The organism is Cellulosimicrobium sp. Marseille-Q4280 (assembly GCF_943181405.1).
Taxonomy (GTDB): Bacteria; Actinomycetota; Actinomycetes; order Actinomycetales; family Cellulomonadaceae; genus Cellulosimicrobium.
The window spans coordinates 243,520-267,346 of record NZ_CALPBY010000007.1 but is presented as its reverse complement, the minus strand read 5'-3'; the positions used below and the strand labels follow the sequence as shown (position 1 = coordinate 267,346).

Below are 23,827 nucleotides of genomic sequence, written 5' to 3'. Positions count from 1 at the left end.
CCCCGCGTGCGCGGGGAGGGGCGCCCATCAGGGCCCGACCGACGCCCGGGCGTGCACCACCGCGCACCCCGGACGCGCGTCCGACCTCCGACGACGCCCGCAGCACAGTCTAGTTCACCCCGGCCCAGGTCCCGGGCGTCACGGCGGCCAGCCCGACGGCGGGACGAGCCGCCACAGCTCCCAGACCCACCACGCCTGACCGGCGACGAGCACGAGGCAGACCGCCGTGAGCCACGCGCGCGAGCGGGTCCAGCCGGCGGTGACCGCGCCGAGCGGGAACGCGAGGAGGAGGAAGCGCACGAGCGAGGTCCCCGGCTGGACCGTCGCGACGAGATAGGCGAGGTAGGCACCGGCCCACGCGTGCATCTCGGGGCCGAGCCGTGCCGCGACGGGGTTGAGCACCAGGGCGGCCACCACGACGAGCAGCAGCCCGAGGACCCACGGTCCGGTGCCGTCGAACAACCAGCGCGACACGTCGACCCACGGCACGAACGGGACGACGTCCGCGCCGCCGCGCCACGCCTCCTGCGTCCGGAAGTACCCCTGGTGCGTGCCCGTGACCAGGCCGCACACCCACGGCCACAGCAGCCCGCTGCCCAGGGCGACGGCGAGGAGGGCGCCCAGGCGCGCGACGTCGGGCCCCCGCAGGTCACCACGGCGCCACCTGACGAACGCGTGCCAGACCACCACCGCCGCCATGGGGAGCGCGACGGCGCGCGTGAGCCCGAGGAGCAGGATCACGAGCGCAGCCCACCCGTACCGGCGGCGCGCGACGAGCAGCAGGGAGGCTGCGACCAGCAGGAGGGCGAGCGACTCCGTGTAGGCGACCTGGAGCACCGGGCTCGACGGGAAGACGCTCACGAGCAGCACGGTCGCGAGCGGCAGGCCGGGCCGCCGCTCGACGGCCGCCGCGCCCGCCGTCGCGACGAGCCGGTGGATCACGACGACGGCCCCCGCCCCGCAGGCGAGCGCGAGCGTCGGCGCCAGGACGTCCCACCCGGCCCCGGTGACGGCGTCGAGGCCGCGCACGAGCGCCGGGAAGAGCGGGAAGAAGGCCCACGCGTTCTGCTCGACCGCGCCGTCCTCGCCCACGGGCAGGACGGCGGGGTAGCCCGACGCGTAGATCTGCTCGTACCAGCTCGCGTCCCACATCCGGCCCACGTAGGCCAGGTACGACGGCGCCGCGTCGGTCCAGAGGTTCTCCTCCTGCGCGCGGGAGACGACGACGAGGACCACCGCGCTCAGTGCGCGCGCGAGGGCGTACACGGCGAGGGCCTGGGCCCACCACGGCCATGTGCGCGGCTGCAGGGCGCGGCCGGCGGGGCGCGACGGCCGCACCGACCGGCCCGCGACCCCCGGGGGCTCGTCGGAGGCCACAGTCACACGAGCCCTCGCAGCGCCCTCGCGGGCGGGGCCTCGTCGCGCACGGCCGCGACGAGGTCGAGCACGCGGCGCGTCGCCGCGACGTCGTGCGCGCGGAACACCCGGGCGCCGAGCCACGCCGCGACGGCGGTCGCGGCGAGGGTCCCCTCGAGGCGTTCGTCGGGCGGCAGGTCGAGGGTCTCGCCGACGAAGTCCTTGCGCGACAGCGCCATGAGGAGGGGGAACCCGAGCCCGGCGAGCACCTCGGTGCGCCGCAGCAGGTGCAGCGAGTGCCACGTGTTCTTGCCGAAGTCGTGCGTCGGGTCGACGAGCACGGAGGCTCGCGGGACGCCGCACGCCACGGCCCGCTCGGCCGCTGCCCGCAGCGTCGCCACGACGTCCTGCACGACGCCGTCACGGTCGTCCGCGGCACCGGGCAGGGCCGGGTAGGCCACGCGGTACGGGTCGGTCCGCGGCGTCGCGCCGCCCGTGTGGGAGCACACGACCCCGATCCCGTGCGCGCCCGCGACCTCGACCAGTCGCGGGTCGTGACCGGCCCACGTGTCGTTGACGAGGTCGGCGCCCGCGAGCGCCGCCTCGTGGGCGACCTCGGCGCGCCACGTGTCGACGCTGACGAGCAGGTCCGGGAACTCCTCGCGCACCCGGGCGACGAACGGCACGACGCGCCGGATCTCCTCGGCGGTCGTCACCTCGGGCCCGACGCCCGCACGCACCCCGCCAACGTCGAGGAGGTCCGCGCCCTCCTCGGCCGCGCGCGCGACGGCCGCGAGCGCGGCGTCGTCGTCGAGCTGGCGGGCCCCCGCCCAGAACGAGTCGTCGGTGCGGTTGACGATCGCCATCACCGCGGGGCGTCCGAGCTCACGCCCGCGCAGGACGAGCGTGGTGCCCCGCGGCGGGACCCCGAGCGGGGGCAGGTCCGCGCCCACGCCGGTCAGCCGGCGTCGGCGGCGCGCAGCTGTGCGGCCTCGAGCTCCGCGGCCGCCTCGAACTCCTCGGCGCGCAGCTGCGCGCCGCGCTCGCACACGTAGGCCACGGCCTCGGCGGGGTCGTCACACACGTGGAGCAGGTCGACGTCCTGGGCGCTGATCATGCCGCGGTCGACGACGGCGGAGCGCGCCCACTCGAGCAGACCGCCCCAGTAGTCCGAGCCGACCAGAGCGAGCGGGAACTCGGTGATCTTGTGCGTCTGGACGAGCGTCAGCGCCTCGAACAGCTCGTCGAACGTGCCGAACCCGCCCGGGAGCACGACGAAGCCCCGCGCGTACTTCACGAACATGGTCTTGCGCGCGAAGAAGTAGCGGAAGTTCACGCCGAGGTTCACGTAGGGGTTCATCCCTTGCTCGAACGGCAGCTCGATGCCGAGACCGACCGACGTGCCACCGGCCTCGTACGCACCCTTGTTCGCCGCCTCCATGATCCCCGGACCGCCGCCGGTGATGACGGCGAACCCCTCGGCGACCAGTCGCCGTCCGACGTCCTCGGCGAGGGCGTAGTCCGGGTGGTCCGGCCTGGTCCGTGCGGAGCCGAAGACGGAGACGGCCGGACCGAGCTCCGCGAGCGCGCCGAAGCCCTCGACGAACTCGCTCTGGATCCGCATCACGCGCCACGGGTCCGAGTGCACCCAGTCCGCGCTCTGGCTCGAGTCGAGCAGGCGCTGGTCCGTCGTCTGCTGCGGGATCTGGTCACCGCGCAGGAGGACCGGGCCCTTGCGGTACCCCGTGCCGCGCTGCGGCATGCCCTCGTCGGACCCGTCCTCACGCCTCGCGGCGCGTCCGTCCGTACCCGTGTCGTCGCTCATGCGACGAGCCTATGCCGCGTCGTCGCCCGTCAGCCATGCGCGCAACGCGTCACGGCACAGCGCGAGCTGCCCGACCGGGCACCGCTCGTCGTCCTTGTGGGCGAGCAGGGGGTCGCCAGGACCGAAGTTGACGGCCGGGACGCCGAGCTCGGCGAACCGCGCGACGTCGGTCCACCCGTACTTCGGACCGGGCGCCCCGCCGGTCACGGCGAGCACCTTCGCCGCGAAGTCGGCGGCGAGGGGGTCGTCGAGACCCGGACGTGCGCCCGGTGCCGCGTCGGTCACCGTGACCTCGAACCCGGTGAACAGGTCCACCACGTGGCGCGCGGCGTCGTCGACCGTGCGCGACGGCGCGAAGCGGTAGTTGACCGTCACGACGCACTCGTCCGGCACGACGTTCCCCGCGATGCCGCCACGGATGCCGACGGCGTTGAGGCCCTCGCGGTAGACGAGCCCGTCGACCTCGACCTCCGCCGGCACGTACGCGGCGAGCCGGTCGAGCACCTCGTGCGCGGCGTGGATCGCGTTGGAGCCCGTCCACGCGCGCGCCGAGTGCGCGGTCACCCCAGGGACGCGGACGTCGGCGCGCAGCGTGCCGTTGCAGCCGCCCTCCAGCCCCGCGGACGTGGGCTCGCCCAGGATCGCGAAGTCGCCGGCCACCAGGTCGGGACGGTTGCGGACGAGGCGCCCGAGCCCGTTCAGCTCGGCCGCGACCTCCTCGTTGTCGTAGAAGATCCACGTGACGTCCTGCGCGGGATCCACGAGCTCGGCGGCGAGCGCGAGCTGCAACGCCACCCCACCCTTCATGTCGACCGTGCCTCGACCCCAGACCTCCGCGGCGTCGCCCTCGCCGACGAGACGCGTCGGCAGGTTCGGCGTGACGGTGAGAGGGACCGTGTCCAGGTGCCCGGCGATCACGACACGGCGCTCGCGCCCGAGAGCCGTGCGCGCCACGACCGTGTCCCCGTCCCGGGTCACCTCGAGGTGCGCGAACGCGCGCAGCGCGACCTCGACCGCGTCGGCGAGGGTCTGCTCGTCACCGCTCACCGACGGTGTGTCGCACACGGCGCGGAAGAGGGCGAGGAGGTCCCCGGTGAGGTCGAGCACGGGAGGCACGCCGGTCGCCCGGCTCGCCTCGTCGGAGGCCGTGGGAGAGGTCACCCCAGCACCCTACCGGCGGCGGATAGGCTGGTCCGCATGACTTCTGCGACCCCTGCGACCTCCCCGGCCGCGGCCGCCCCCGGAACGCGCGCGGCGTGGGGCCTCGGCCTCGCGACCGTCGCCGACGACGGCACCGTGCTCGACGTCTGGTACCCCTCGCCCGTGCTCGGCACGGCTCCCGAGGACGCGAGCGTGCCCGCGTCGCTGGAGGCGCTCGCAGAGCGGGACGAGGTCCGCCGCGTCGAGGTCGTCGTCGTGCGCACGTCGATCGACCTCGACGTCCCGCCCGCCGACACCGCCGACGCCTACCTGCGCCTGCACCTGCTGTCCCACCGCCTCGTCGAGCCGCACGGGCTCGCGCTCGACGGGATCTTCGGGGTCCTCGCCAACGTCGTCTGGACGAACCACGGGCCGTGCTCCACCACCGACTTCGAGGAGACGCGCCTGCGCCTGCGCGCGGCGGGCCTCTCCGTGACGGTCCTCGGCGTCGACAAGTTCCCCCGCATGGTCGACTACGTCGTCCCGTCCGGCGTGCGCATCGCCGACGCCGACCGCGTCCGGCTCGGCGCGCACCTCGCGCCGGGCACGACCGTCATGCACGAGGGCTTCGTCAACTTCAACGCCGGCACGCTCGGCACGTCGATGGTCGAGGGGCGCATCTCCGCGGGCGTCGTGGTGGGTGACGGGTCCGACGTCGGAGGCGGCGCGTCCATCATGGGCACGCTGTCCGGCGGTGGGCGCGAGGTGATCTCCGTCGGCCGCCGCTCGCTGCTCGGCGCGAACGCGGGGCTCGGCATCCCGCTCGGGGACGACTGCGTCGTCGAGTCCGGGCTGTACGTCACCGCGGGCACGAAGGTCACGGTCGTCGGGCGGACCGACGACACGGGCGCGCCGCTCGTGGTCAAGGCGCGCGAGCTCGCTGGCAGCTCCGGCCTGCTGTTCCGCCGCAACTCGCTCACGGGGGGCGTCGAGGCGGTGTCGCGCACCGGGACGGGCGTCGAGCTCAACGCGGCGCTGCACGCCAACTGATCCCTGCCCGACGAACCGACGAGCCGACGACGATGTCCCCGCCCCGCACCGCACGGAACCTGCCCCCGGCGCGGGCCGGGCGGCGTCGGCGCCCGCTGCGCGCCGCGGTCACGCTCCTCATGGTGACCGCGGTCGCGGTCGGCGCGGTCGTCGTCGCGCTCAACCGCCTCGACGACGACACGCCCGTCGCCGAGCGCTGCGCCGCCACCGCCGACGGCCGCACCTGGTACCTGTCGAACGTGCAGGCCGACAACGCCGCGCTCGTCACCGCGACGGCCCTGCGCCGCGGGTTCCCCGCGCGCGCCGGGACCATCGGGATCGCCACGGCGCTCCAGGAGTCGCGCCTCGTGAACATCGACTACGGAGACCGGGACTCGATCGGGCTCTTCCAGCAGCGCCCGTCGCAGGGCTGGGGCAGCGTCGAGCAGATCATGGACCCGGTCTACTCGACGAACGCCTTCTACGACGTCCTCGCGACGATCGAAGGCTATGAGGACATGGAGGTCACCGTCGCGGCCCAGGCCGTGCAGCGCTCCGGCTTCCCCGACGCGTACGCCCAGCACGAGCCCCGCTCGCGCGCGTGGGCGTCCGCCCTCACGGGCTTCTCCCCCGCGACCCTCACGTGCGACCTCGCCGCCGTCGCGGACAGCGAGCTCCCCGCGGCCGGCTCCGACCCCGCCGCCCTCCTCACCGACCGCGTCACCCGCGACCTCGGCCCCCTTCCGGTCTCCCCCGTGGACGGCGCGGCGGGAACCGTCGTCGTCGACGCCACGTCCCTCCCGACGGCGGCCGGCGACGGCGGTCCGGAGCGCGCCGCCTGGGCCGTCGCCCAGTGGGCCGTCGCATCGGCGGACGCGACCAACGTCGAGACCGTCGAGGTCGCCGACCGCCGCTGGACCCGCGCCGACCCCACCTGGACCACGGTCGCGCCCGACGACGCCGCACCGCCCACCCCGGGCACCGTCCGACTCACCGTCGCGACGCCCGACCCCGCCTGAGCTGCTGCGTGTGCTCGACCGTCGCGTCGGGCTGGTCGGTCGCGTCGGGCTGGTCGGTCGCGTCGGGCTGGTCGGTCGCGTCGGGCTGGTCGGTCGCGTCGGGCTGGGAGTCGGGACCGAGGGGTGCGCGCGCGGTCTACCATCCGCGCGCTCGTCCCTCGCGCGCTCCCGCCAGACCCACCACGACCGCGCGCGCACCCCTCGCTCCCTCCCGGGCCACCTCACCCCGGTACGTGGCCGGACGAGGACCCGCTGTCGAGAACACAGGGCGACCGATACGCCTCCCGGGGACGAGGCGACGGACCGGCGGACGCGCGAACGCGCGGGACGGTGCGGTGACGCCGGAGCGGCACCGGAGGCGACCCCGCGGGAGCAGCGCCGAGGCAGCCGCAGCGGGCGCGACCTGCCGGGGCGACGAGGCGACGACCGGAGGGGTGAGACACCGGACGGGTGACGGACCGGACGATGCCGGACCGGGCGGTGCCGGACGGTGGCGGACGGTGACGGACCGGACGGTGCCGGACGGTGCCGGACGGTGCCGGACGGTGGCGGACGGTGACGGACCGGACGAGGGAGGGGGTGGGGTGTGCGGCGCCGGTCGTGGTGGGTCTGGCGGGAGCAGGCGAGGAACGAGCCTGCGGATGGTAGACCGGCGCCGCACACCCCACCCCGTCCCGGAGGTGACCACGACCGCCGACCCGACCCGACCCGACCCGACCCGACCCGATCCGACCAGTCGTGACGCACGAACGCCGCGTCCCACCGGGAGGTGGCGACGCGGCGTCCGGGAGTGCTGCGGGGAAGACGGACCTCAGCGGTCGGCGACGGGGACGTAGTCCCGCTCGGTGGCGCCGACGTAGACCTGGCGCGGGCGGCCGATCTTCGTCTGGGGGTCCTTCATCATCTCGCGCCACTGCGCGATCCAGCCGGGCATGCGGCCGAGCGCGAAGAGCGGCGTGAACATGGCCGGGGAGAAGCCCATGGCCTTGTAGATGAGGCCGGTGTAGAAGTCGACGTTCGGGTAGAGCTTGCGCTCGACGAAGTAGTCGTCCTGGAGGGCGATCTCCTCGAGGCGCATCGCGATGTCGAGGAGCTGGTCCTTCTTGCCGAGGGTCGACAGCACGGCGTCGGCGGACTTCTTGACGATCGCGGCGCGCGGGTCGTAGTTCTTGTAGACGCGGTGCCCGAAGCCCATGAGCCGGACGCCGTCCTCCTTGTTCTTCACCTTCTTCATGAAGGTGTCGACGTCGTACTCCGCGCTGGCGATCTTGTCGAGCATCGACAGGACGGCCTCGTTGGCGCCGCCGTGCAGCGGGCCGGAGAGGGCGTTGACGCCCGCCGCGACGGACGCGTAGAGGTTGGCGTGCGACGAGCCGACGACGCGCACGGTCGACGTCGAGCAGTTCTGCTCGTGGTCGGCGTGGAGGATGAGCAGCTTGTCGAGCGCGTCGACGACGACCGGGTCGGCCTCGTACTGCTGGTAGGGCGTCGCGAACGTCATGCGCAGGAAGTCGTCGACGTAGCCGCGCGAGTAGTCCGGGTACAGCAGCGGCTCGCCGACGCGGCGGCGGTGCAGGTACGACGTGATGGTGCGCGTCTTGGCGAGGAGCAGGACCGTGGCGAGCTCGACCGTCTCGTCGTCGAACGGGTCGAGGGACTCGGGGTAGAACGTCGACAGTGCGTTGATAGCGGAGGAGAGCACGGCCATCGGGTGGGCGTTCCGCGGGAACGTGCCCATGAAGGTGCGGAAGTCCTCGTGGACGAGGGTGTGCCGGTTGACGCGCTCGACGAACGCGTCGAGCGTCGGCGTGTCGGGCAGCTCGCCGTGGATGAGGAGGTACGCGACCTCGAGGAAGCTCGACTGCTCGGCGAGCTGCTCGATGGGGTAGCCGCGGTAGCGCAGGATGCCGGCGTCGCCGTCGATGTACGTGACGCTCGACTCGCACGACGCCGTGTTCATGAAGCCGGGGTCGACCGTGACGAGACCCGTGGACTTCAGCAAGGAGGACACGACGATGCCGTCGTTGCCCTCGGACGCCGCGACCACAGGGAGGTCCTGCGCCTGGTCGTCGACGAGGAGGCGGACCGTCGCCTGCTGTGTGGTGGTCATGGTTCCCTTCCTGCTGCTGCTCGCGCCGTTGCCGCGCGGTCGACCGTACCCCGCATCACCCGCACGTGACCAATCCTGAACCGTCACGAGATCCCCACCCGAGAGTGAGGCGGATCACACCAACGAGCGGGCTCCGGAGAGTCGCGCAGCAGCCTCGTGGACCCGTTCGTCGCTCGCCGTGAGGGCGACGCGGACGTGCCCGCCGCCTGCGGCGCCGTAGAACGACCCCGGTCCGACCAGTATGCCGAGGTCGGCGAGCGCGGACACGGTCTGCCAGCAGTCCACGGCCTCGTCCCCGCCGGACGCCGGGCGGGACCAGAGGTACAGGCCCGCCTCGGAGTGGTCGACGTCGAGCCCCGAGCCGCGCAGCGCGGCGAGCAGGACCTCCCGACGCCGCGCGTAGACCTCGCGCTGCGCCGCGACGTGGGCGTCGTCGGTCAGTGCCGCGACCATGGCCGCCTGCACCGGAGCGGGCACGATCATGCCCAGGTGCTTGCGCGTGGCGAGCAGGTCGGCGACGAGCCGGGCGTCGCCCGCCACGAACGCGGCGCGGTACCCGGCGACGTTCGACTGCTTGGACAGGGAGTACGTGACGAGCAGCCCGTCGTGGGACCCGCCGCTCACCGCGGGGTCGAGCAGGCTCGGGACGCCGTCGGTCGCGTACGGCTCGGCCCACGCGAGCTCGGCGTAGCACTCGTCGCTCGCCACGACCGCGCCGATCTCCCGGGCCGCGGCGACGACGCGTGCGAGGTGGGCGGCGTCGAGCACGCGCCCGGTGGGGTTGCTCGGGGAGTTGACCCACACGAGGCGGACGTCGCGACGCCCCGCCCACGCGCCGACGTCGTCGGTCGCGAGTGGCGTCGCTCCGGCGAGCCGCGCGCCGACGTCGTAGGTCGGGTAGGCGGTCTCGGGGTGCACCACGACGTCTCCCGGACCGAGGCGCAGGAGCGACGGCAGGAGGCCGACGAGCTCCTTGCTGCCGACCGTGGGCAGGACCGCGTCCGGGTCGAGGTCGGCGACCCCGCGCCGGCGCGCGAACCACGCGGCCACGGCCTCGCGCAGCGCGGGCGTGCCGTGCGTCGTCGGGTACCCGTGCGCGTCGGACGCCGCGGCGAGCGCGTCGCGCACGACCGTCGGCGTCGGGTCGACCGGCGTGCCGATCGACAGGTCGACGAGGCCGCGCGGGTGGGCCCTCGCCCGCTCGACGTAGGGGGCGAGCGTGTCCCAGGGGTAGGCGAGGCCGGTGAGGTCGGCGAAGCCCATGTCCCGCCGGCCGGTCAGGCCTGCGGCGGGAGGGCCGCGATCATCGGGTCGTCCTTCTCGACGAGACCCATCTTCGCGGCACCGCCGGGCGAGCCGAGGTCGTCGAAGAACTCGACGTTCGCGCGGTAGTAGTCGCTCCACTCGGTGGGGACGTCGTCCTCGTAGTAGATGGCCTCGACCGGGCAGACCGGCTCGCACGCACCGCAGTCGACGCACTCGTCCGGGTGGATGTACAGCGACCGCTTGCCCTCGTAGATGCAGTCCACGGGACATTCCTCGATGCACGCCTTGTCCTTGACGTCGACGCACGGCTGGGCGATCACGTATGTCACGACCGGGAACCTTTCTGGCGGCGTTCGGACCTGGCGCGGCGAGAGGTGCCGGGTCACGTGGGGGCACGTGCCCCCGGCGGCGACCGCGCGCGGTCACGGAGGGCAAGCACGTCTAGTATCGCTCAGGTCGGGCGGTGGTGGGCCACCGGGGACCAGCCAGTGGACGGACGTGACATGACCCACGAACAGGGCCGACCGGACGACGCGCCGGGTGCAGCGCCCTGGCGCACGTGGCCGGCAGGCACCCGGGTCGTCGTCCGCCGCCGCCTGGGTGCGGCGGAGGCAGCCGCGAGCGACAAGACCCTGACGGACGTCATCGGCGTCGTGGTGGGCAGCGACGACGCGGCCCTCACGCTGCGCGAGGACGCCGGCGGCGGTCGGCCGCCCCACCGCGGCCACGGACCGGCCGATGCCGGCCCTCCCCTCGTCGTGGTCCCGCTCGACGAGATCGTGGCGGGGAAGGTCGTGCCGCCGCGTCCACCGCGGCGACCGGCCTGAGCACGCGGGCGACGCGCGGGCCCCGACGCCGCCGCACCGGTGCGGCGGGATCCGTCGCCTCAGCGGACGACGACGATGCCGTCCTGCACGCCGACGGCCACGCGCCCCTGCGCCCCGAGCGCGGTGAGGCGGGCGCGCCAGTCCCCCGCCTCGTCGAGCACCACGCGCTCCGGCGTCGACGCCATGTCGTGCTCCGCGAGGAGCGCGCGCACCGGGTCCGGGCGGTCGAAGAACTCCCCGACGGGCGCGTTCGACTCGAGCGCGCGCACGAGGCGCTCGAGGTCGCGCACCACCACCCGGAGCGCGGACGCGACCCAGGCCGCGTTCTCGGTCACCATCGCCTCGGTGCGGCGCGGGTCCGTACGGCCCACGCGCGTCGCGTCCCGGAAGCTGCCGGCCGCCAGGCCGAGGGCGACGTCGCGCACGGGGGCGTCGGCGACGACGCCGAGCAGCTCCGTCGCGAGGACGTGCGGCACGTGGCTGATCAGGGCGGCCGACTCGTCGTGCACGTCGTCGGTCACGACGTGCACCGTGCCGCCCAGGGGGCCGGTGACGAGCCGCAGCACGGCGGCGAACGCGTCGGCGCGCGTCGTCGGGTCGACCGTCATCGCCCAGGACGCGCCGTCGAGCAGGTCGGGGTCCGACGCGTCGAACCCGGAGTGCTCCGTGCCCGCCATCGGATGCGCACCCACGTAGCGCGCCTCGAGGCCCGCTGCGCGGACCGCGTCGCGCACCGCGCCCTTGACGCTGCCCACGTCCGTGACCACCGTCGCGCCCTGCACGTGCCGCGCGACCTCCGTCGTCACGGCGCGCATCGCCCGCAGCGGAACCGCGAGGACGAGGACGTCCGGCTCCTGGTCGCACAGCTCCGCGACGTCGTCCACGACGCGCAAGCCCTCCGCACGAGCGGCCGCGCGCGTCGACGCCGTCGTGTCGAAGCCGGTGACCGCGATGCCGCGCGCGTGGAGGAGACGCGCGAGCGACCCGCCCACGAGCCCCAGGCCGGCGACCGCGACCGAACCCGGTGGTGTCGTGTCCTCGGGAGCCCGGCCGGTCACCACAGCAGCCCGCTCTCGACTGCTGCCGCCGACGATCCGGCACCGACGCTCCCGACCGGGACGTGCGCCGCGTCGACGTCGGCGTGAACGGACTCGTCCAGCTCGCCGCGCGCCGGAACGACACCCAGGGTCTTGAGGGAGTCACCCGCGGCGACCAGGTCCTCGAGGACCGAGCGCACGGGCGCGTCCCACGGGGCGCCGTCGACGGTGAGCACGAAGACGTAGGTCCCGGCCACCGCCTTGAGCGGGCGGGTGATGAGGCTGGACAGGTTCACGCCCCGGGCGCCGAACGACCGGGTGATCCGAGCGAGCACGCCCGGGCCGGTGACGACCGGCGTCACGGCGAGCATGGTCCGCCACGCGCCGTCGTGCCCCGCGCGCGTGCGCGCCAGCACGTCGCGCGCGGCGGAGCGCTGCGCGAGCACGAGGAAGCGCGTGCGGGCGCCGGCGAAGTCCTCGACGGCGCGCGCGTACGTGTCCAGTCCGTAGAGCTCTCCGCAGATGCTCGGGCCGAGCGCGACCTGGTGCTCCCCCGCGTCACGGCACGCCGCCGCGTTCGACGCCGCGGGCACCGCGCGCAGACCCTCGCGGACCACGAACTCCTGGCACTGGGCGAGCCCGTGCGGGTGCGCGCTCACCTCGGTGAGCGCGCCGTGGTCGGGGCGGACGAACGCGTCGAACGAGATGTCGAGCACGACCTCGTCCACCGCGACCACGGTGGCGCTGCCCACGATCGCGTCGAGCGACGGGACGACGTAGCCCTCGACCGTGTTCTCGATCGCGACGACGCCGCGCGCGTCGGTCCCGTCCGCCACCGCGGTGAAGACGTCGGCGACCGACCCGCGGGCGACGAGCGGCGCGTCGTCGGCGTGGTCACGTCCCCAGCCCGCGGCCGCCTGGTGCGTGAACGACCCCTGCGGCCCGAGGTAGCCGACGCCGCTCACGCCGGCCGCAGGTGGGGCAGATCGGGCTCTGCCGCCGGCGCGTCGGCCGGCCGCGACAGGGGTCCGACGGCCGACCAGCGCGGCGCCAGGGCGTCCGGCCCCGGGACGAACTCCTGACCCGGGAGCACGGCGAGGAGCCGGTGCGCGACGCCGCGGTCATCGAAGTCCGCCAGGAGCCGGTCGAGGACGTCGGCGTCCGGGCACGAGAACGCGGAGAAGAAGATGTGCGGCCCGGCCTGCGAGCGGTGGCTGCGCACGTGCTGCAGGTCGATCCCGGCGTCCGCGACGAGGCCGAGGGTCTGCTGCAACGACCCGCGGTGGTCGTCGCGCGGGCCGAAGGCGAGCCAGACCTGGGCCGCGCCCGCGGCGCGCGGCGCCGACTCGCGCGACTCGAGCAGTCCGTACCAGACGGGCGCGCCCTGGGACAGCGCCTCGCTCCCGGGGAGCTCGCCGAACCCGAGCGGCGCGAGCGCGGCCGTCGCGACGGAGCGCTCGACGACGAGCGTGCCGTCGGACCCTGCCAGGGCGACCCGCTCCTCGAGCGACGTGCGCGTCGGGACGAGCCGAGGGCTCATGCCCATCGTCCGCAGCACGTGGCGCCGGTCGCGCATCCCCGCCTCGTCGACCACGACCGGCCCCGAGGCGTCCTGCGCGCTCGCCGACCGGCCGACCCACACCCACTGGGCGGGCACGGCCACCGCCGCCGAGAGGACGAGAGAGGGCGGCGCCGAGAGCAGGGCGCGCTCGAGCTCGTGCGACGGCTGCGCAGGGTGCCCGAGGTGCACGACCGCGGACAGCCCGTCGATGCTCGCGACGGTCGACAGGGTCGCGGTCGTCGAGCCGAGGTCGAGCAGCGCGTCGGGCTCCGAGCGCCCGCTGTCGTCGCCGTCCGCACCCCAGCCCGCCGCCGTCGCGGCGAGCAGCGCCTGCGGTCCCGACTCCCGTTCGCTGCGTCCGAGCATGCGCACTCCTCGTCCGGTGGTGCGCTCAGGGAGCGCAGACCACCTGGTTGTCCGGCTTGTAGGTCCACCGGTCCGCCTCGTCCTTGACGAGCTCGCCGTCCAGGTAGACCTTGCGGTAGTTCGTGATCGAGAACCCGGGGTTGCCCGCGGCCTGCGGCACGCAGTCCGCGCCCGTGTGGGTCACGGTCGTCGGCTGGACGACGTTCGACTTCTGGCTCGCCGTGGTCTCGACCTCGAAGTGCTTCGTGCTCCAGATCGCGACGTGCAGCTCGCCGCCGCCGACCCACGACTGCATGAGCACGCCGTAGGGGGTGTCGTTCTTGAACCGCATGTCGAGCGACCCGACGAAGATCGTCGCCTCGCGGCCCGCCGGGTAGCGCGTGAACCAGTAGCTGTGCTGACGGTGCTCGACGTCCTCGAGACCGGCGAAGAAGCCCGCGTTGTAGGTCGTCGTCGCCATCTGCGACAGGCCGCCACCGACACCCTCGATGTGCTTGCCGTCCTGCACGATGCCGGCCGAGCGGTAGCCGCCGGCGGCCGTGATCGGGGACAGCGCCTCGGTGAGGGAGAACGTCTCCCCGGGCAGGACGAGCGTGCCGTTGACCTTGCTCGCCCCGACGCGCAGGTTCTCCGTGCGCACGGGCTCGCTCGTCAGCGGCGTCGAGAACTCCGAGACCTTCTCCTTGACCCCGAGCGCCTCGAGCGCGGCGACGGACTGCGCGGGGTCGCTCTCGACGAGCTCCACCGGAGCGGTCCGGTCGTCGCCGGTCGCGGCGGTCGTGACCGCGGTCGCGATGGCCGCCGGGTCGATGGTCGTGCCCGGCGCGCCGCCCTCGATGACCGGGACCCCGTTCGAGAAGACGAAGTGCGCGTCGTCCGGGACGGTGAGCAGGTCGTTCGTGCGGTCGACGACCGCCTGCACGAGCGCGGTGCCGTCGAACGTCAGGGCGAGCGCGCCGTCGGCGGCCGCGTAGGACGCGGTCGCGGCGAGCGTCTCCGCGGGCAGCTCGGGCGACTGGTCGCCCACGGTCACGACGACCGGGGCGGAGACGACCTTCTGCGCCTCGGCGAGCGCCGCGTCCGTCTCCTCCTGGGTGATCTCCGGAGCGACCGGCTCCGTCGCGAGCTCGATCGGGCCGTCGGTGACGAGCCAGCCGGTCGCGATCGCGTCCACCGCGGAGTCCATGACGACGGACGCGCCGTCGGTGGCCGGGGTGGCGGTCGGGGCGCCGTCGACGAACTGGACGGTCCCGTCGACCGGCGCGACGTCGAGACCGCCGCGCAGCGCCTCGACCTGCGCGTCGAGCGCGGCCTCGTCGACCGTCACGACCGGCGGCTTCGCCTCGCCCCCGACCAGGTGCTCCCACAGGCGCACGGGGTTCATCGAGAACGCGGTGAGCTCCTCCGCCGTCGCCTCGGCGTCGAACGCGAGCCCGGAGGCCGCCGGGTCGAGCGTCGTCGTGGCGTCCCCGGCCACGAGCGTCACGGGCTCCGCGGCGCGCGGGCCGAGAGCGGCCTCGAGCTCGTCCTGAGCCGCGGTCCGCGTCTTCCCGCCGACGTCCACCCCGGCGACGGTCGTGCCGCTCGGGACCTTGTCCGAGAAGTACCACTGGGCGCCGGTGTACAGGCCTCCGAGCACGAGCACTCCGATGCCGGTCCACATCAGGCCCCGGACCCACCCTCGGCGCGGGCCGTCCTCGTCGAAGCCGTCGAACGGCGACGTCACGCGCTCCTCGTCGGGCGGGACCGGCGGGAACGCACCGACCGCGGTGGCTGCGACAGGCTCGGCCGGCGCAGCGTGCGAGGCGGCGGGTGTGGCGGCCGACCGGGCGGAGACGCGCACCGGGGCGGGCCGCTCCCACGGCGCGACGGCGGGGATGACCTCGGTCCGCTCCGGAGCGGCGGCCGGGACGGCGGCGACGGGAACGGCGGCGACCGGGGCGACAACCCGGTCCAGGACCTCGGTGTCCGACGGCGCGGCGTCGGTCGGCGCCACCTCGCCGGCGGCTGCCTCCTCGGCCGGCACGGTCTCGGCCGGCGCGGTCTCGGCCGGTGCGATGTCGGTCGGCGCGGTCTCGGTCGGCGCGGTCTCGGTCGGCGCGGTCCCGGCCGGCGCGGTCTCGGCCGGCGCGATGTCGGTCGGCGCGGTCTCAGCCGGACCGGGATCGGCAGGAGCGGACTCCGCAGAAGCGGCCGCAGCAGGCGCAGGCGCCGCCGGGACGGTCTCGCGGAGCCCCGGCTCGGCGGTCTCGGGCTGTGCCTCCGTAGACGTGCCCGAGCCGACGACGGGAACGGCCACGCCCGGCTCGGTCTCGCTCACACCGACGGCAGACGCTGCGGCGGGGGCCGGCGCGGTCGGCGTCGGCTCGTCAGGTGCGGTCGGCTCGGCAGGTGCGGTCGGCTCGACCGAGGGGCTCGGCTCCGCGGCGCTCGCAGGTGCGTCGCCTGCCTCCTCCGGCCCGGTGCTCCCGGCGACGGGTCGCTCGGGGTCCGCGCCCTCGTCGGCGGAGCGGACGACGGCAGAGACGTCGGGGTCGAAGGCGAAGACGAGCGGCACGTAGGGCGTGTCGTCGTCCGGGTCCTCGGCTGCCCCGGCGCCCGGCGTCCCGGGTGCGTCGACGCCCGGCTCCTCGCCCTCCGACGTCGGCGTGGCCTGGCCCTCCTCAGCGGTCACGGCCGGCGCGCCGTCGTGCACGCCCTCGACCGGGCTCTCCCCGGACCCGTCCCCGGTCTCCGCGACCTCGTGGGGCTGCGGGGCGGCCTGAGCGCCCTCCGTCGGGGCGTCGTCGGTCTCCGCCGGCGCCTGGGTGCCCCGTCCGGCCGCGTCGGCCGGAGCTTCGGGAGTGCCGTCCACCGCCGGGTCGGCGGGGGTCGACGGCTCGCCCGCCGGGGGCACCGGTGAGGAGTCCTGAGGCGTGCCGAGAACTTCGTCTCGATCGGTCGGCTGACCCATCCACTGTCTCCGTGACGCGAGGGCGCGCCGAGGCGCGCATGACGACGAGGGGTGCGGTGGCCCGCACCGGGGATTCTATCGGGGCGGATCTACACCTGATGTCCGCTCTGCCCGACCTGACGCTCGTGGAGCGCGACCCGGACGGGCCGCTCGCTGAACCACGAGCGCGGGAGGAACGCGGCGAGCGCGACGACCAGCAGTCCGCCGTAGATCCAGACGTACCCGACGACCTGGCTGGGGACGAGGACGTCACCCCCCGGCCCCGAGAGCGAGAGGAGCTGCACGACGACGACCCAGCCGATCCCGTAGCCGAGAAGGCCGGCGTAGCCACCCCAGGCTCGCGAGAGCACGCCCGCCGCGAGGACGGCCAGGAGCGCGAGGACGAGCCCGAGGTGCAGCGCCGGCAGGTCGACGACGGGTGCGCGGTGCGCGACCGTGCCGACGAGAGCGACGATCGCCCCGATCAGCGCGCACGCCGCCCCACGACCCACGAGACGTCCGGTGCTGGTTTCCACAGGGAGAGGCTACTGTCCGCGCGCGCCGGAATCCCGAGGACCCGGGAGAGCGGCGCGGGAGGCGGCGTAGAACTCGTGTGAAGGCAGGGGCGCGAGCACGTCGTTGCTCAGGGCGTACCAGCCGGCGAGCGGCACGTCCGAGGTGCCGGACGACGCCGCCCCGACGTGCTGCACCTGCGTCGCGTGCGCGCGCAGGGCGCCGAGCACCGCGGCGAGGACCGGCACGACCGGGACGGAGCGGAGCGCAAGGACCGAGGGCCCGTCGCAACGCGCGCGCGGCTCGCCGGGACCGGGAGGCTCCTCGGGCAGGGCGACGGACGGGAGGGGCGCGGCCGGGTCGGGCAGGGTGAGCCCGTCGACGCGGTCGAGCAGCGTCCGGACCTCGTGCCGCGCGTCGAGCGCACGCCGCGCGGACCGCAGCAGCGCGGCGGGCACGACGGCGGTCCAGAGCTCGGGCGTCTCCTCGCCCGCGGCGGCGAGGAGCTCGAGCGCGCGGACCGTGACCTCGTGCGCGCGCACGTGGTCCGGGTGCCCGTAGCCCCCGCCCGCCTCGTACGTCACGACGACGGCCGGTCGCCGCGCCCGCACCACGGCGGCGAGGCGTGACGCCGCCTCGTCGAGCGGGACGCCGACGAACGCTCCCTCGGGGAGCTCGGCCTCCGCCGTCGCGCGCGCGATGCCCGGGGCCGCCCAGGCCATGCCGGAGTCGGTGTACCGGGCCGCGGGGGCGCCGTCCGGCACCTCGCTGCCGGCGCCCGGACCCGGCGCGAGCGGAGCCACCGTGTCCAGGAAGGCGTGGTCGGTGACTCCCAGCGCGGCGAGCGCACGGGTGAGCTCGCCCTCGCGGTGGGCCGCGAGCGCCGGCCCGTCACCCTCGAGGTGCCCCACGCCCGTCGGGTGCGCCGCGGTGTCGATGACCTCGCCGCGCTCACCGCGCGTGCACGTCACGACGGTGACGCGCTCCCCCGCCGCCGCCCAGGTGGCGAGGAGCGCGCCGGTCGCGAGCGTCTCGTCGTCCGGGTGCGCGTGGACGGCGAGCAGCCCGCCGTCGGGCACGACCGGGACGGTGCCGGCGGGCACGACGGCGGGACGGGCGACGGGGTCGACCACGCGAGGGGTCAGGCGCGCTTGGCCCGCGACGTCGCGCGGGCGCGCTCGGTCTGGTCGAGCAGGACCTTGCGGATGCGCACGACCTCGGGGGTGACCTCGACGCACTCGTCCTCGCGCGCGAACTCGAGCGACTCCTCGAGCGTGAGGTGGCGCGGCGGGATGAGGTTCTCGAAGTTGTCGGCCGTCGAGGACCGCATGTTCGTGAGCTTCTTCTCCTTGGTGATGTTCACGTCCATGTCCTCGTTGCGCGAGTTCTCGCCGACGATCATGCCCTCGTAGACCTCCTGCGTGGGGTCGACGAAGAACGAGCCGCGCTCCTGGAGGTTGATCATGGCGAACGGCGTGACCTTGCCGGCGCGGTCCGCGACGAGCGAGCCGGTCGTGCGGGTCTCGATGGGGCCCGCCCACGGCTCGTAGCCCTCGGAGATGGACGACGCGATGCCGGTGCCGCGCGTCTCCGTGAGGAAGCGCGTGCGGAACCCGATGAGCCCGCGCGCGGGGACCATGAACTCCATGCGGATCCAGCCGGTGCCGTGGTTCGACATGGTCTCCATGCGGCCCTTGCGCTGCGCCATGAGCTGCGTGACGGCGCCGAGGTACTCCTCCGGGACGTCGATCGTCATGCGCTCCATCGGCTCGTGCGTCTTGCCGTCGATCGTGCGCGTGACGACCTGCGGCTTGCCGACGGTGAGCTCGAAGCCCTCGCGACGCATCTGCTCGACGAGGATCGCGAGCGCGAGCTCGCCGCGGCCCTGGACCTCCCAGGCGTCGGGGCGGTCGGTCGGCAGGACGCGCAGCGAGACGTTGCCGACGAGCTCCGAGTCGAGGCGGTCCTTGACCTGGCGCGCGGTGACCTTGTGGCCCTTGCCGCCCTTGCCCGCGAGCGGCGACGTGTTGATCCCGACGGTCATCGAGATCGCCGGGTCGTCGACCGTGATGAGCGGCAGGGGGCGCGGGTCGTCGGGGTCGGTGAGCGTCTCGCCGATCGTGATGTCGGCGATGCCCGCGACGGCGACGATGTCACCGGGAGCGGCGGAGTCGGTGGGCACGCGGTCGAGCGCCTTGGTCTCGAGCAGCTCGGTGATCTTGACGTTCTGCATCGTGCCGTCGTGGCGCGCCCACGCGACGACCTGGCCCTTGCGCAGGGTCCCGTTGAAGACGCGCAGCAGCGCGAGGCGCCCCAGGAACGGCGACGCGTCGAGGTTCGTGACGTGGGCCTGGAGCGGCGCGCCCTCCTCGAACGTCGGCGCGGGGATCTTCTCGAGGATCGTCGAGAAGAGCGGCTCGAGGTCCTCGTTCGCGGGGAGCTGGCCGTCGAGCGGCTGGTCCAGCGACGCGCGCCCGGCCTTCGCCGACGCGTAGACGACCGGGACGTCGAGGATCGCGTCGAGGTCGAGGTCCGGCACCTCGTCGGCGAGGTCGCTCGCGAGGCCGAGGAGCAGGTCCGTCGCCTCGGCGACGACCTCGGTGATGCGCGAGTCGGGGCGGTCGACCTTGTTGACGACGATGATCACCGGGAGCTTCGCGGCGAGCGCCTTGCGCAGCACGAAGCGCGTCTGCGGGAGCGGGCCCTCGCTCGCGTCGACGAGCAGCACGACGCCGTCCACCATGGACAGGCCGCGCTCGACCTCGCCGCCGAAGTCGGCGTGGCCCGGGGTGTCGATGACGTTGATCGTGATGCCCTCGGGCTCGCCCACCGCGGCCGCCGCGGGACCGGCGTACCGGACCGCGGTGTTCTTCGCGAGGATCGTGATGCCCTTCTCCCGCTCGAGGTCGCCGGAGTCCATGACGCGGTCGTCGACCTGCTGGTGCGCCGAGAAGGCGCCGGACTGCCGCAGCATCGCGTCGACCAGGGTCGTCTTGCCGTGGTCGACGTGGGCGACGATCGCGACGTTGCGCAGGTCGGAGCGCACAGACATGTCAGTTACTCATCTCAGGAGGAGGGGCGGGACGACGCAGCGCGGACGCCTGTCGTGGACAGGCACCCCCGCGACACCGCTGCGCGGACGAGCGGGTCGCTCGTCCGGCACGGCAGGAAACGCCGTCGACCGGGCGACGTCCATCCTACAGGGACATGCCCAGTCCACGGCCGTGGCGCCCACCACACGTCATCGGCGCCGCACGACGGGCCACCGCCCGCCGGCACGCCGACGACCTACGAGCCGTCGTCGGTGCGCCGAGCGGGGCGCCGGCGCATCGGGGTCCAGCGGTCCGGCGGATCCGGGTAGAGCTCCTCCCACTGCTCCGAGATCGACTCCGAGACGCGCGTCGTCACGTGCTCGGTGAGCGCGGCGCGTGCGGCGCGGCGCTCCGCCCGCAGGAGTGCGGCGTGCTCGGCGCGCAGGGCCTGCACCGTGGACACCGCCATGCCGATCATCACGACGGAGAACGGCAGGGCGATGAGGATCGCGGCGGTCTGGAGCGCGGACAGACCTCCCGCCAGGAGGAGCGCGATCGCGAGGAGACCGGACACCGCCGCCCAGAAGATCCGGCTCCAGGTCGGCGGGTTCGGGTTGCCCCCCGAGGCGAGCATGTCCACGACGAGCGAGCCGGAGTCGGAGGACGTCACGAAGAACACGACGATGAGCACGATCGCGACGACCGAGAGGACCGCCGACAGCGGCAGCCCGTCGAGGAGCTGGAAGAGCGCCGTATCGGAGTTCACCGCGCCGTCGTCGAGCATGCTCCCCGGCTCCGTGAGCTCGCGCTCGAGCGCGGAGCCGCCGAAGATCGAGAACCACAGCGTCGTCACGATCGTCGGGACGAGCAGCGTGCCGAGAACGAACTCGCGCACCGAGCGGCCCCGCGAGATGCGCGCGATGAAGACGCCGACGAACGGTGCCCAGGAGATCCACCAGCCCCAGTAGAAAATCGTCCACGACGACTGCCACTCGAGCCCTGCAGCGCCCTGGAACGCCGTCGTGTCGAACGTCAGCCGCACGATGTTCTGCAGGTAGTACCCGAGCGACTGGACCCACTCCCGGAGGAGGAAGAGCGTGGGCCCCAGCACGAGGACGACGACGGCCAGCGCGCCGGCGAGCACCATGTTCCCGTTCGACAGCCACTTGATGCCCTTGCCCAGGCCTGAGACGACCGAGAGCGTCGCGATCGCCGTGATCGCCGCGATGAGCCCGATCTGCAGGGCCGTGCTGGGCTGGACCACGTCGAGGTAGCCGAGACCGGCCGAGATCTGCAGGACGCCGAACCCGAGCGACGTCGCGACGCCGAAGACCGTCCCCACGATCGCCACCACGTCGATGACGTTGCCCAGCCAGCCCTTGACGCGGTCGCCGAGGAGTGGCTCGAGCGCCCAGCGGATCGACACCGGGCGGCCCTTGCGGTGGATCGCGTAGGCCAGCGAGAGGCCTGCGACGACGTAGATCGCCCACGCGTGGATCCCCCAGTGCAGGTAGCTCTGCCCCATCGCGGCCTGCGCGAGCATGGCGTCGCTGCCCTCGACGCCCGGCTTGGGCGTCACGTAGTGGGTCAGCGGCTCGGCGACGCCCCAGTACACGAGCCCGATGCCCATGCCCGTCGCGAAGAGCATCGCGAACCACACGGGGAGCCGGAACGTCGGCTCGTCCTCGTCCTTGCCGAGCACGATGTCGCCGAACCGGCTCAGGCCCATCCACAGGGCGAACACGACGAAGCCCGCGACGAGGAGCACGTAGTACCAGCCGAACACCCCGATGACGTCGCGCTGGAGCGTCTCCATGATCTCCGAGACGGCGTCCGTGAAGAGCACCGCGGCGAGGACGAAGAGCAGGATCACCCCGGCCGCCGGGTAGAAGACCGGAGGGAAGGGACGGCCCGAGCGGACGTCGCCTCCCGCCGCCGGGCGTCCGCGGGCCGGACGGTCGTCGGTGGGAGGGTCGGGCGTCGGTCCGTCGCTGGAGGCCATCCCACCAGGCTTGCGGTGCCGGGACGGCCCGGCAACCGGAACGTCAGGCGGTCCGCTCGACCACGTGGCCGTCGTGGAGCTCGACGACACGGTCGGCGCGCTGCATGAGGATCGGGTCGTGCGTCGACACGACAGCGGCCACGCCCCGCTCGTGCACGACGTCGCGGATCAGGTCCATCACCGTCGCGGCGGTCCCGGAGTCGAGCTGCCCGGTCGGCTCGTCCGCCACGAGGATCCGCGGCTCGGCGACGAGCGCCCGGGCGATCCCGACCCGCTGCTGCTGGCCGCCGGACAGCTCGTACGGCCGCTGCGCCGCGTGGCCCTCCAGCCCCACCAGGGCGAGCGCCTGCGCGACGCGCTCGCCGCGCTCGCGGGGATCCACGCCCTGCAGCCGCAGCGGGACCTCGACGTTCTCCGCCGCGGAGAGCACCGGGACGAGCCCGAACGACTGGAACACGTAGCCGATCTCGCGGCGACGGACCTCGAGCACGTCCCGCTCGGGCATGGTGGACAGCTCGCGGTCCCCCGCGAGGTGCACGCTCCCCGCCGTCGGGCGGTCGAGACCGCCGAGGATGTTGAGGAGCGTCGTCTTGCCGGAGCCCGAGGGTCCGCGCACGACCAGCAGCTCCCCCGGGTGCACGACGAGCCCGACGTCGGTCAGGGCGTGCACCGCCGTCGTGCCGTGCCCGAACACACGGCCCACGCCCTCGGCACGCAGCACGACGCCCTGCTCCCCGGCGAACCCGGTCGGCGTCGCACCCTGCGTCTCGCTCATCGCTCGCCCTCCTCGCGCGGTGGCGTCGCCCCGCGGTCGTCCCTCGTTCCGTCGTCGTCGGTCACCGGACGGCCGCGACCGTCCGGCCACACCCCCACGTGGTCCGTCTCGAGGGCGAGCCGCACCCGGTCGCGCAGGTCGAGGCTCGCGACGAAGTCCGGCGGGAGCTGGAGGCGGCCCACGCGGTCGAGCACCGCGAACTCCTCCGCGACATGCCGCTCGGACCCGTGCTCGTCGACCTCCGTACGGCGCAGGACCTCCGTCGACGTGCGTCCGTCCCGGATCTGCACGGTGCGCAGCACGTGGTCCGACACCGTCGGGTCGTGCGTGACGATGAGCGTCGTGACGCCCAGCTCGGCGTTGACCCCGCGCATCGCCTCGAGCACCTCGACGGACGTCGCCTCGTCGAGCTCGCCGGTCGGCTCGTCCGCGAGCAGGACGCGTGGCGCGTTCGCGACGGCGACGGCGAGCGCCGTGCGCTGCTGCTCCCCGCCGGACATCTGGTCGGGCCGTCGGTCGCGCACGTGACCCACCTCGAGGAGCTCGAGCAGCGCGTCGACCCGCGCACGCCGTTCCCGGGCGCCGAGGTCGCCCGCGAGCGCCAGCGGGACGGCCACGTTCTCGGCCGCGCTGAGGTACGGCAGGAGGTTGCGGCTCGTCTGCTGCCAGACGAACCCCACCGTGTGCCGCTGGTAGCGCACGCGCTCGCGACGTCCCATGGTCAGCAGGTCGGTGCCCGCGACGACGGCCGAGCCGCCCGTCGGGCGGTCGAGCCCCGACAGGATCGTCAGCAGCGTCGACTTGCCCGACCCCGACGCCCCGACGATCGCGACGAGCTCGCCCGGGTCGACCCGCAGGTTCAGCCCCTGCAGCGCCTGCACCTCGACGCCGTCGGCGGAGAAGATCCGCACGAGGTCCTGGCACAGGATGTCCGGCTCCGCCACCGCCCCGGGCACCCGGGCGGACGAGCGCTCGTCGGGTCCCGTGCCGCTCCTCGCCGCGAGCTCCGCGGCCTCGGGTCCGGTCCTGGTCGTCAT

20 protein-coding genes are annotated in these 23,827 nt (G+C 74.3%); 3 read left to right on the top strand and 17 right to left on the bottom strand.

Features of this window, described 5'->3' with window-relative positions; all coding sequences use genetic code 11:
- Positions 1-138: 138 nt before the first annotated feature.
- From NFS20_RS18380 to dapE, 4 genes are read right to left on the bottom strand one after another with little or no spacing between them, the layout of a single operon-like run.
- The gene (locus tag NFS20_RS18380; RefSeq protein WP_251153251.1) at positions 139-1,383 is read right to left on the bottom strand and encodes a putative hexosyltransferase; all 1,245 of its coding nucleotides are present in this window, start codon (positions 1,381-1,383) and stop codon (positions 139-141) included.
- The gene (gene folP, locus NFS20_RS18375) at positions 1,380-2,318 is read right to left on the bottom strand and encodes a dihydropteroate synthase (RefSeq protein ID WP_502800839.1); all 939 of its coding nucleotides are present in this window, start codon (positions 2,316-2,318) and stop codon (positions 1,380-1,382) included. Before folP ends, NFS20_RS18380 begins: the two co-directional genes overlap by 4 nt.
- Positions 2,315-3,181 (bottom strand): LOG family protein, encoded by an 867-nt coding sequence (locus NFS20_RS18370; protein ID WP_463105865.1) that lies wholly within the window; start codon positions 3,179-3,181, stop codon positions 2,315-2,317. The genes folP and NFS20_RS18370 overlap by 4 nt, the downstream gene beginning before the upstream one ends.
- A gap of 9 nt (positions 3,182-3,190) precedes the next feature.
- Positions 3,191-4,342 (bottom strand): succinyl-diaminopimelate desuccinylase, encoded by a 1,152-nt coding sequence (dapE, locus tag NFS20_RS18365; RefSeq protein ID WP_502800836.1) that lies wholly within the window; start codon positions 4,340-4,342, stop codon positions 3,191-3,193.
- A 36-nt stretch (positions 4,343-4,378) separates the two neighbouring features.
- Here dapE and dapD point away from each other — a divergent pair, with 36 nt between their 5' ends.
- Complete coding sequence (gene dapD / locus NFS20_RS18360) at positions 4,379-5,371, top strand: 2,3,4,5-tetrahydropyridine-2,6-dicarboxylate N-succinyltransferase (protein ID WP_251153249.1); 993 nt, start codon at positions 4,379-4,381, stop codon at positions 5,369-5,371.
- A gap of 32 nt (positions 5,372-5,403) precedes the next feature.
- On the top strand, positions 5,404-6,369 hold the full coding sequence (locus tag NFS20_RS18355; protein ID WP_251153248.1) for a hypothetical protein: 966 nt from the start codon (positions 5,404-5,406) through the stop codon (positions 6,367-6,369).
- An 811-nt stretch (positions 6,370-7,180) separates the two neighbouring features.
- On the opposite strand, the gene NFS20_RS18350 is transcribed toward NFS20_RS18355, so the two are convergent.
- The 3 genes from NFS20_RS18350 to fdxA all read right to left on the bottom strand — a co-directional run bounded on the left by NFS20_RS18350 (position 7,181) and on the right by fdxA (position 10,074).
- The gene (locus NFS20_RS18350) at positions 7,181-8,479 is read right to left on the bottom strand and encodes a citrate synthase (RefSeq protein ID WP_251153247.1); all 1,299 of its coding nucleotides are present in this window, start codon (positions 8,477-8,479) and stop codon (positions 7,181-7,183) included.
- 114 nt (positions 8,480-8,593) lie between these two features.
- Complete coding sequence (gene dapC, locus NFS20_RS18345) at positions 8,594-9,742, bottom strand: succinyldiaminopimelate transaminase (RefSeq protein ID WP_251153246.1); 1,149 nt, start codon at positions 9,740-9,742, stop codon at positions 8,594-8,596.
- A 14-nt stretch (positions 9,743-9,756) separates the two neighbouring features.
- Positions 9,757-10,074: a ferredoxin gene (fdxA, locus tag NFS20_RS18340; RefSeq protein ID WP_251153245.1), complete on the bottom strand. Its 318-nt coding sequence runs from the start codon at positions 10,072-10,074 to the stop codon at positions 9,757-9,759.
- Positions 10,075-10,248: 174 nt separating this feature from the next.
- Between fdxA and NFS20_RS18335 the strand changes: the two genes are divergently transcribed.
- Positions 10,249-10,572, top strand: a complete 324-nt coding sequence (locus NFS20_RS18335; RefSeq protein ID WP_251153244.1) for a hypothetical protein — start codon at positions 10,249-10,251, stop codon at positions 10,570-10,572.
- Between the two features lie 59 nt (positions 10,573-10,631).
- Here the strand turns inward: NFS20_RS18335 and NFS20_RS18330 are convergent, their stop codons facing one another.
- The 10 genes from NFS20_RS18330 to NFS20_RS18285 form a co-directional block, all read right to left on the bottom strand.
- On the bottom strand, positions 10,632-11,630 hold the full coding sequence (locus NFS20_RS18330) for a prephenate dehydrogenase (RefSeq protein WP_251153243.1): 999 nt from the start codon (positions 11,628-11,630) through the stop codon (positions 10,632-10,634).
- Positions 11,627-12,574 (bottom strand): prephenate dehydratase, encoded by a 948-nt coding sequence (locus NFS20_RS18325; RefSeq protein ID WP_251153242.1) that lies wholly within the window; start codon positions 12,572-12,574, stop codon positions 11,627-11,629. Before NFS20_RS18325 ends, NFS20_RS18330 begins: the two co-directional genes overlap by 4 nt.
- A complete protein-coding gene (locus NFS20_RS18320; RefSeq protein WP_251153241.1) occupies positions 12,571-13,536 on the bottom strand; it encodes an ACT domain-containing protein in 966 nt (321 codons plus the stop codon). Before NFS20_RS18320 ends, NFS20_RS18325 begins: the two co-directional genes overlap by 4 nt.
- A gap of 25 nt (positions 13,537-13,561) precedes the next feature.
- Positions 13,562-16,489, bottom strand: a complete 2,928-nt coding sequence (locus tag NFS20_RS22325; protein WP_502800835.1) for a VanW family protein — start codon at positions 16,487-16,489, stop codon at positions 13,562-13,564.
- 89 nt (positions 16,490-16,578) lie between these two features.
- The gene (locus NFS20_RS18310) at positions 16,579-17,004 is read right to left on the bottom strand and encodes a DUF6113 family protein (RefSeq protein WP_251153240.1); all 426 of its coding nucleotides are present in this window, start codon (positions 17,002-17,004) and stop codon (positions 16,579-16,581) included.
- A gap of 9 nt (positions 17,005-17,013) precedes the next feature.
- Positions 17,014-18,114, bottom strand: coding sequence for a PIG-L family deacetylase (locus tag NFS20_RS18305; RefSeq protein WP_251153239.1), 1,101 nt, complete (start codon positions 18,112-18,114; stop codon positions 17,014-17,016).
- Positions 18,115-18,122: 8 nt separating this feature from the next.
- Complete coding sequence (gene typA, locus NFS20_RS18300; RefSeq protein ID WP_251153238.1) at positions 18,123-20,033, bottom strand: translational GTPase TypA; 1,911 nt, start codon at positions 20,031-20,033, stop codon at positions 18,123-18,125.
- Between the two features lie 236 nt (positions 20,034-20,269).
- On the bottom strand, positions 20,270-22,015 hold the full coding sequence (locus NFS20_RS18295) for a BCCT family transporter (protein WP_251153237.1): 1,746 nt from the start codon (positions 22,013-22,015) through the stop codon (positions 20,270-20,272).
- 43 nt (positions 22,016-22,058) lie between these two features.
- Entirely contained in the window at positions 22,059-22,790 is a 732-nt protein-coding gene (locus tag NFS20_RS18290; protein WP_251153236.1) for an ABC transporter ATP-binding protein, read from the bottom strand.
- Positions 22,787-23,827: an ABC transporter ATP-binding protein gene (locus NFS20_RS18285; RefSeq protein WP_251153235.1), complete on the bottom strand. Its 1,041-nt coding sequence runs from the start codon at positions 23,825-23,827 to the stop codon at positions 22,787-22,789. The genes NFS20_RS18290 and NFS20_RS18285 overlap by 4 nt, the downstream gene beginning before the upstream one ends.

What these genes read in the sequence shown, in the direction of transcription:
- NFS20_RS18350 (WP_251153247.1), bottom strand. Translation starts at nt 8,479, where the DNA reads ATGACCACCACACAGCAGGCGACGGTCCGCCTCCTCGTCGACGACCAG.
- typA (WP_251153238.1), bottom strand. Translation starts at nt 20,033, where the DNA reads ATGTCTGTGCGCTCCGACCTGCGCAACGTCGCGATCGTCGCCCACGTC.
- NFS20_RS18295 (WP_251153237.1), bottom strand. Translation starts at nt 22,015, where the DNA reads ATGGCCTCCAGCGACGGACCGACGCCCGACCCTCCCACCGACGACCGT.
- NFS20_RS18335 (WP_251153244.1), top strand. Translation starts at nt 10,249, where the DNA reads ATGACCCACGAACAGGGCCGACCGGACGACGCGCCGGGTGCAGCGCCC.
- NFS20_RS18290 (WP_251153236.1), bottom strand. Translation starts at nt 22,790, where the DNA reads ATGAGCGAGACGCAGGGTGCGACGCCGACCGGGTTCGCCGGGGAGCAG.
- dapD (WP_251153249.1), top strand. Translation starts at nt 4,379, where the DNA reads ATGACTTCTGCGACCCCTGCGACCTCCCCGGCCGCGGCCGCCCCCGGA.
- NFS20_RS22325 (WP_502800835.1), bottom strand. Translation starts at nt 16,489, where the DNA reads ATGGGTCAGCCGACCGATCGAGACGAAGTTCTCGGCACGCCTCAGGAC.
- dapC (WP_251153246.1), bottom strand. Translation starts at nt 9,742, where the DNA reads ATGGGCTTCGCCGACCTCACCGGCCTCGCCTACCCCTGGGACACGCTC.
- NFS20_RS18355 (WP_251153248.1), top strand. Translation starts at nt 5,404, where the DNA reads ATGTCCCCGCCCCGCACCGCACGGAACCTGCCCCCGGCGCGGGCCGGG.
- NFS20_RS18285 (WP_251153235.1), bottom strand. Translation starts at nt 23,827, where the DNA reads ATGACGACCAGGACCGGACCCGAGGCCGCGGAGCTCGCGGCGAGGAGC.
- NFS20_RS18370 (WP_463105865.1), bottom strand. Translation starts at nt 3,181, where the DNA reads ATGAGCGACGACACGGGTACGGACGGACGCGCCGCGAGGCGTGAGGAC.
- NFS20_RS18320 (WP_251153241.1), bottom strand. Translation starts at nt 13,536, where the DNA reads ATGCTCGGACGCAGCGAACGGGAGTCGGGACCGCAGGCGCTGCTCGCC.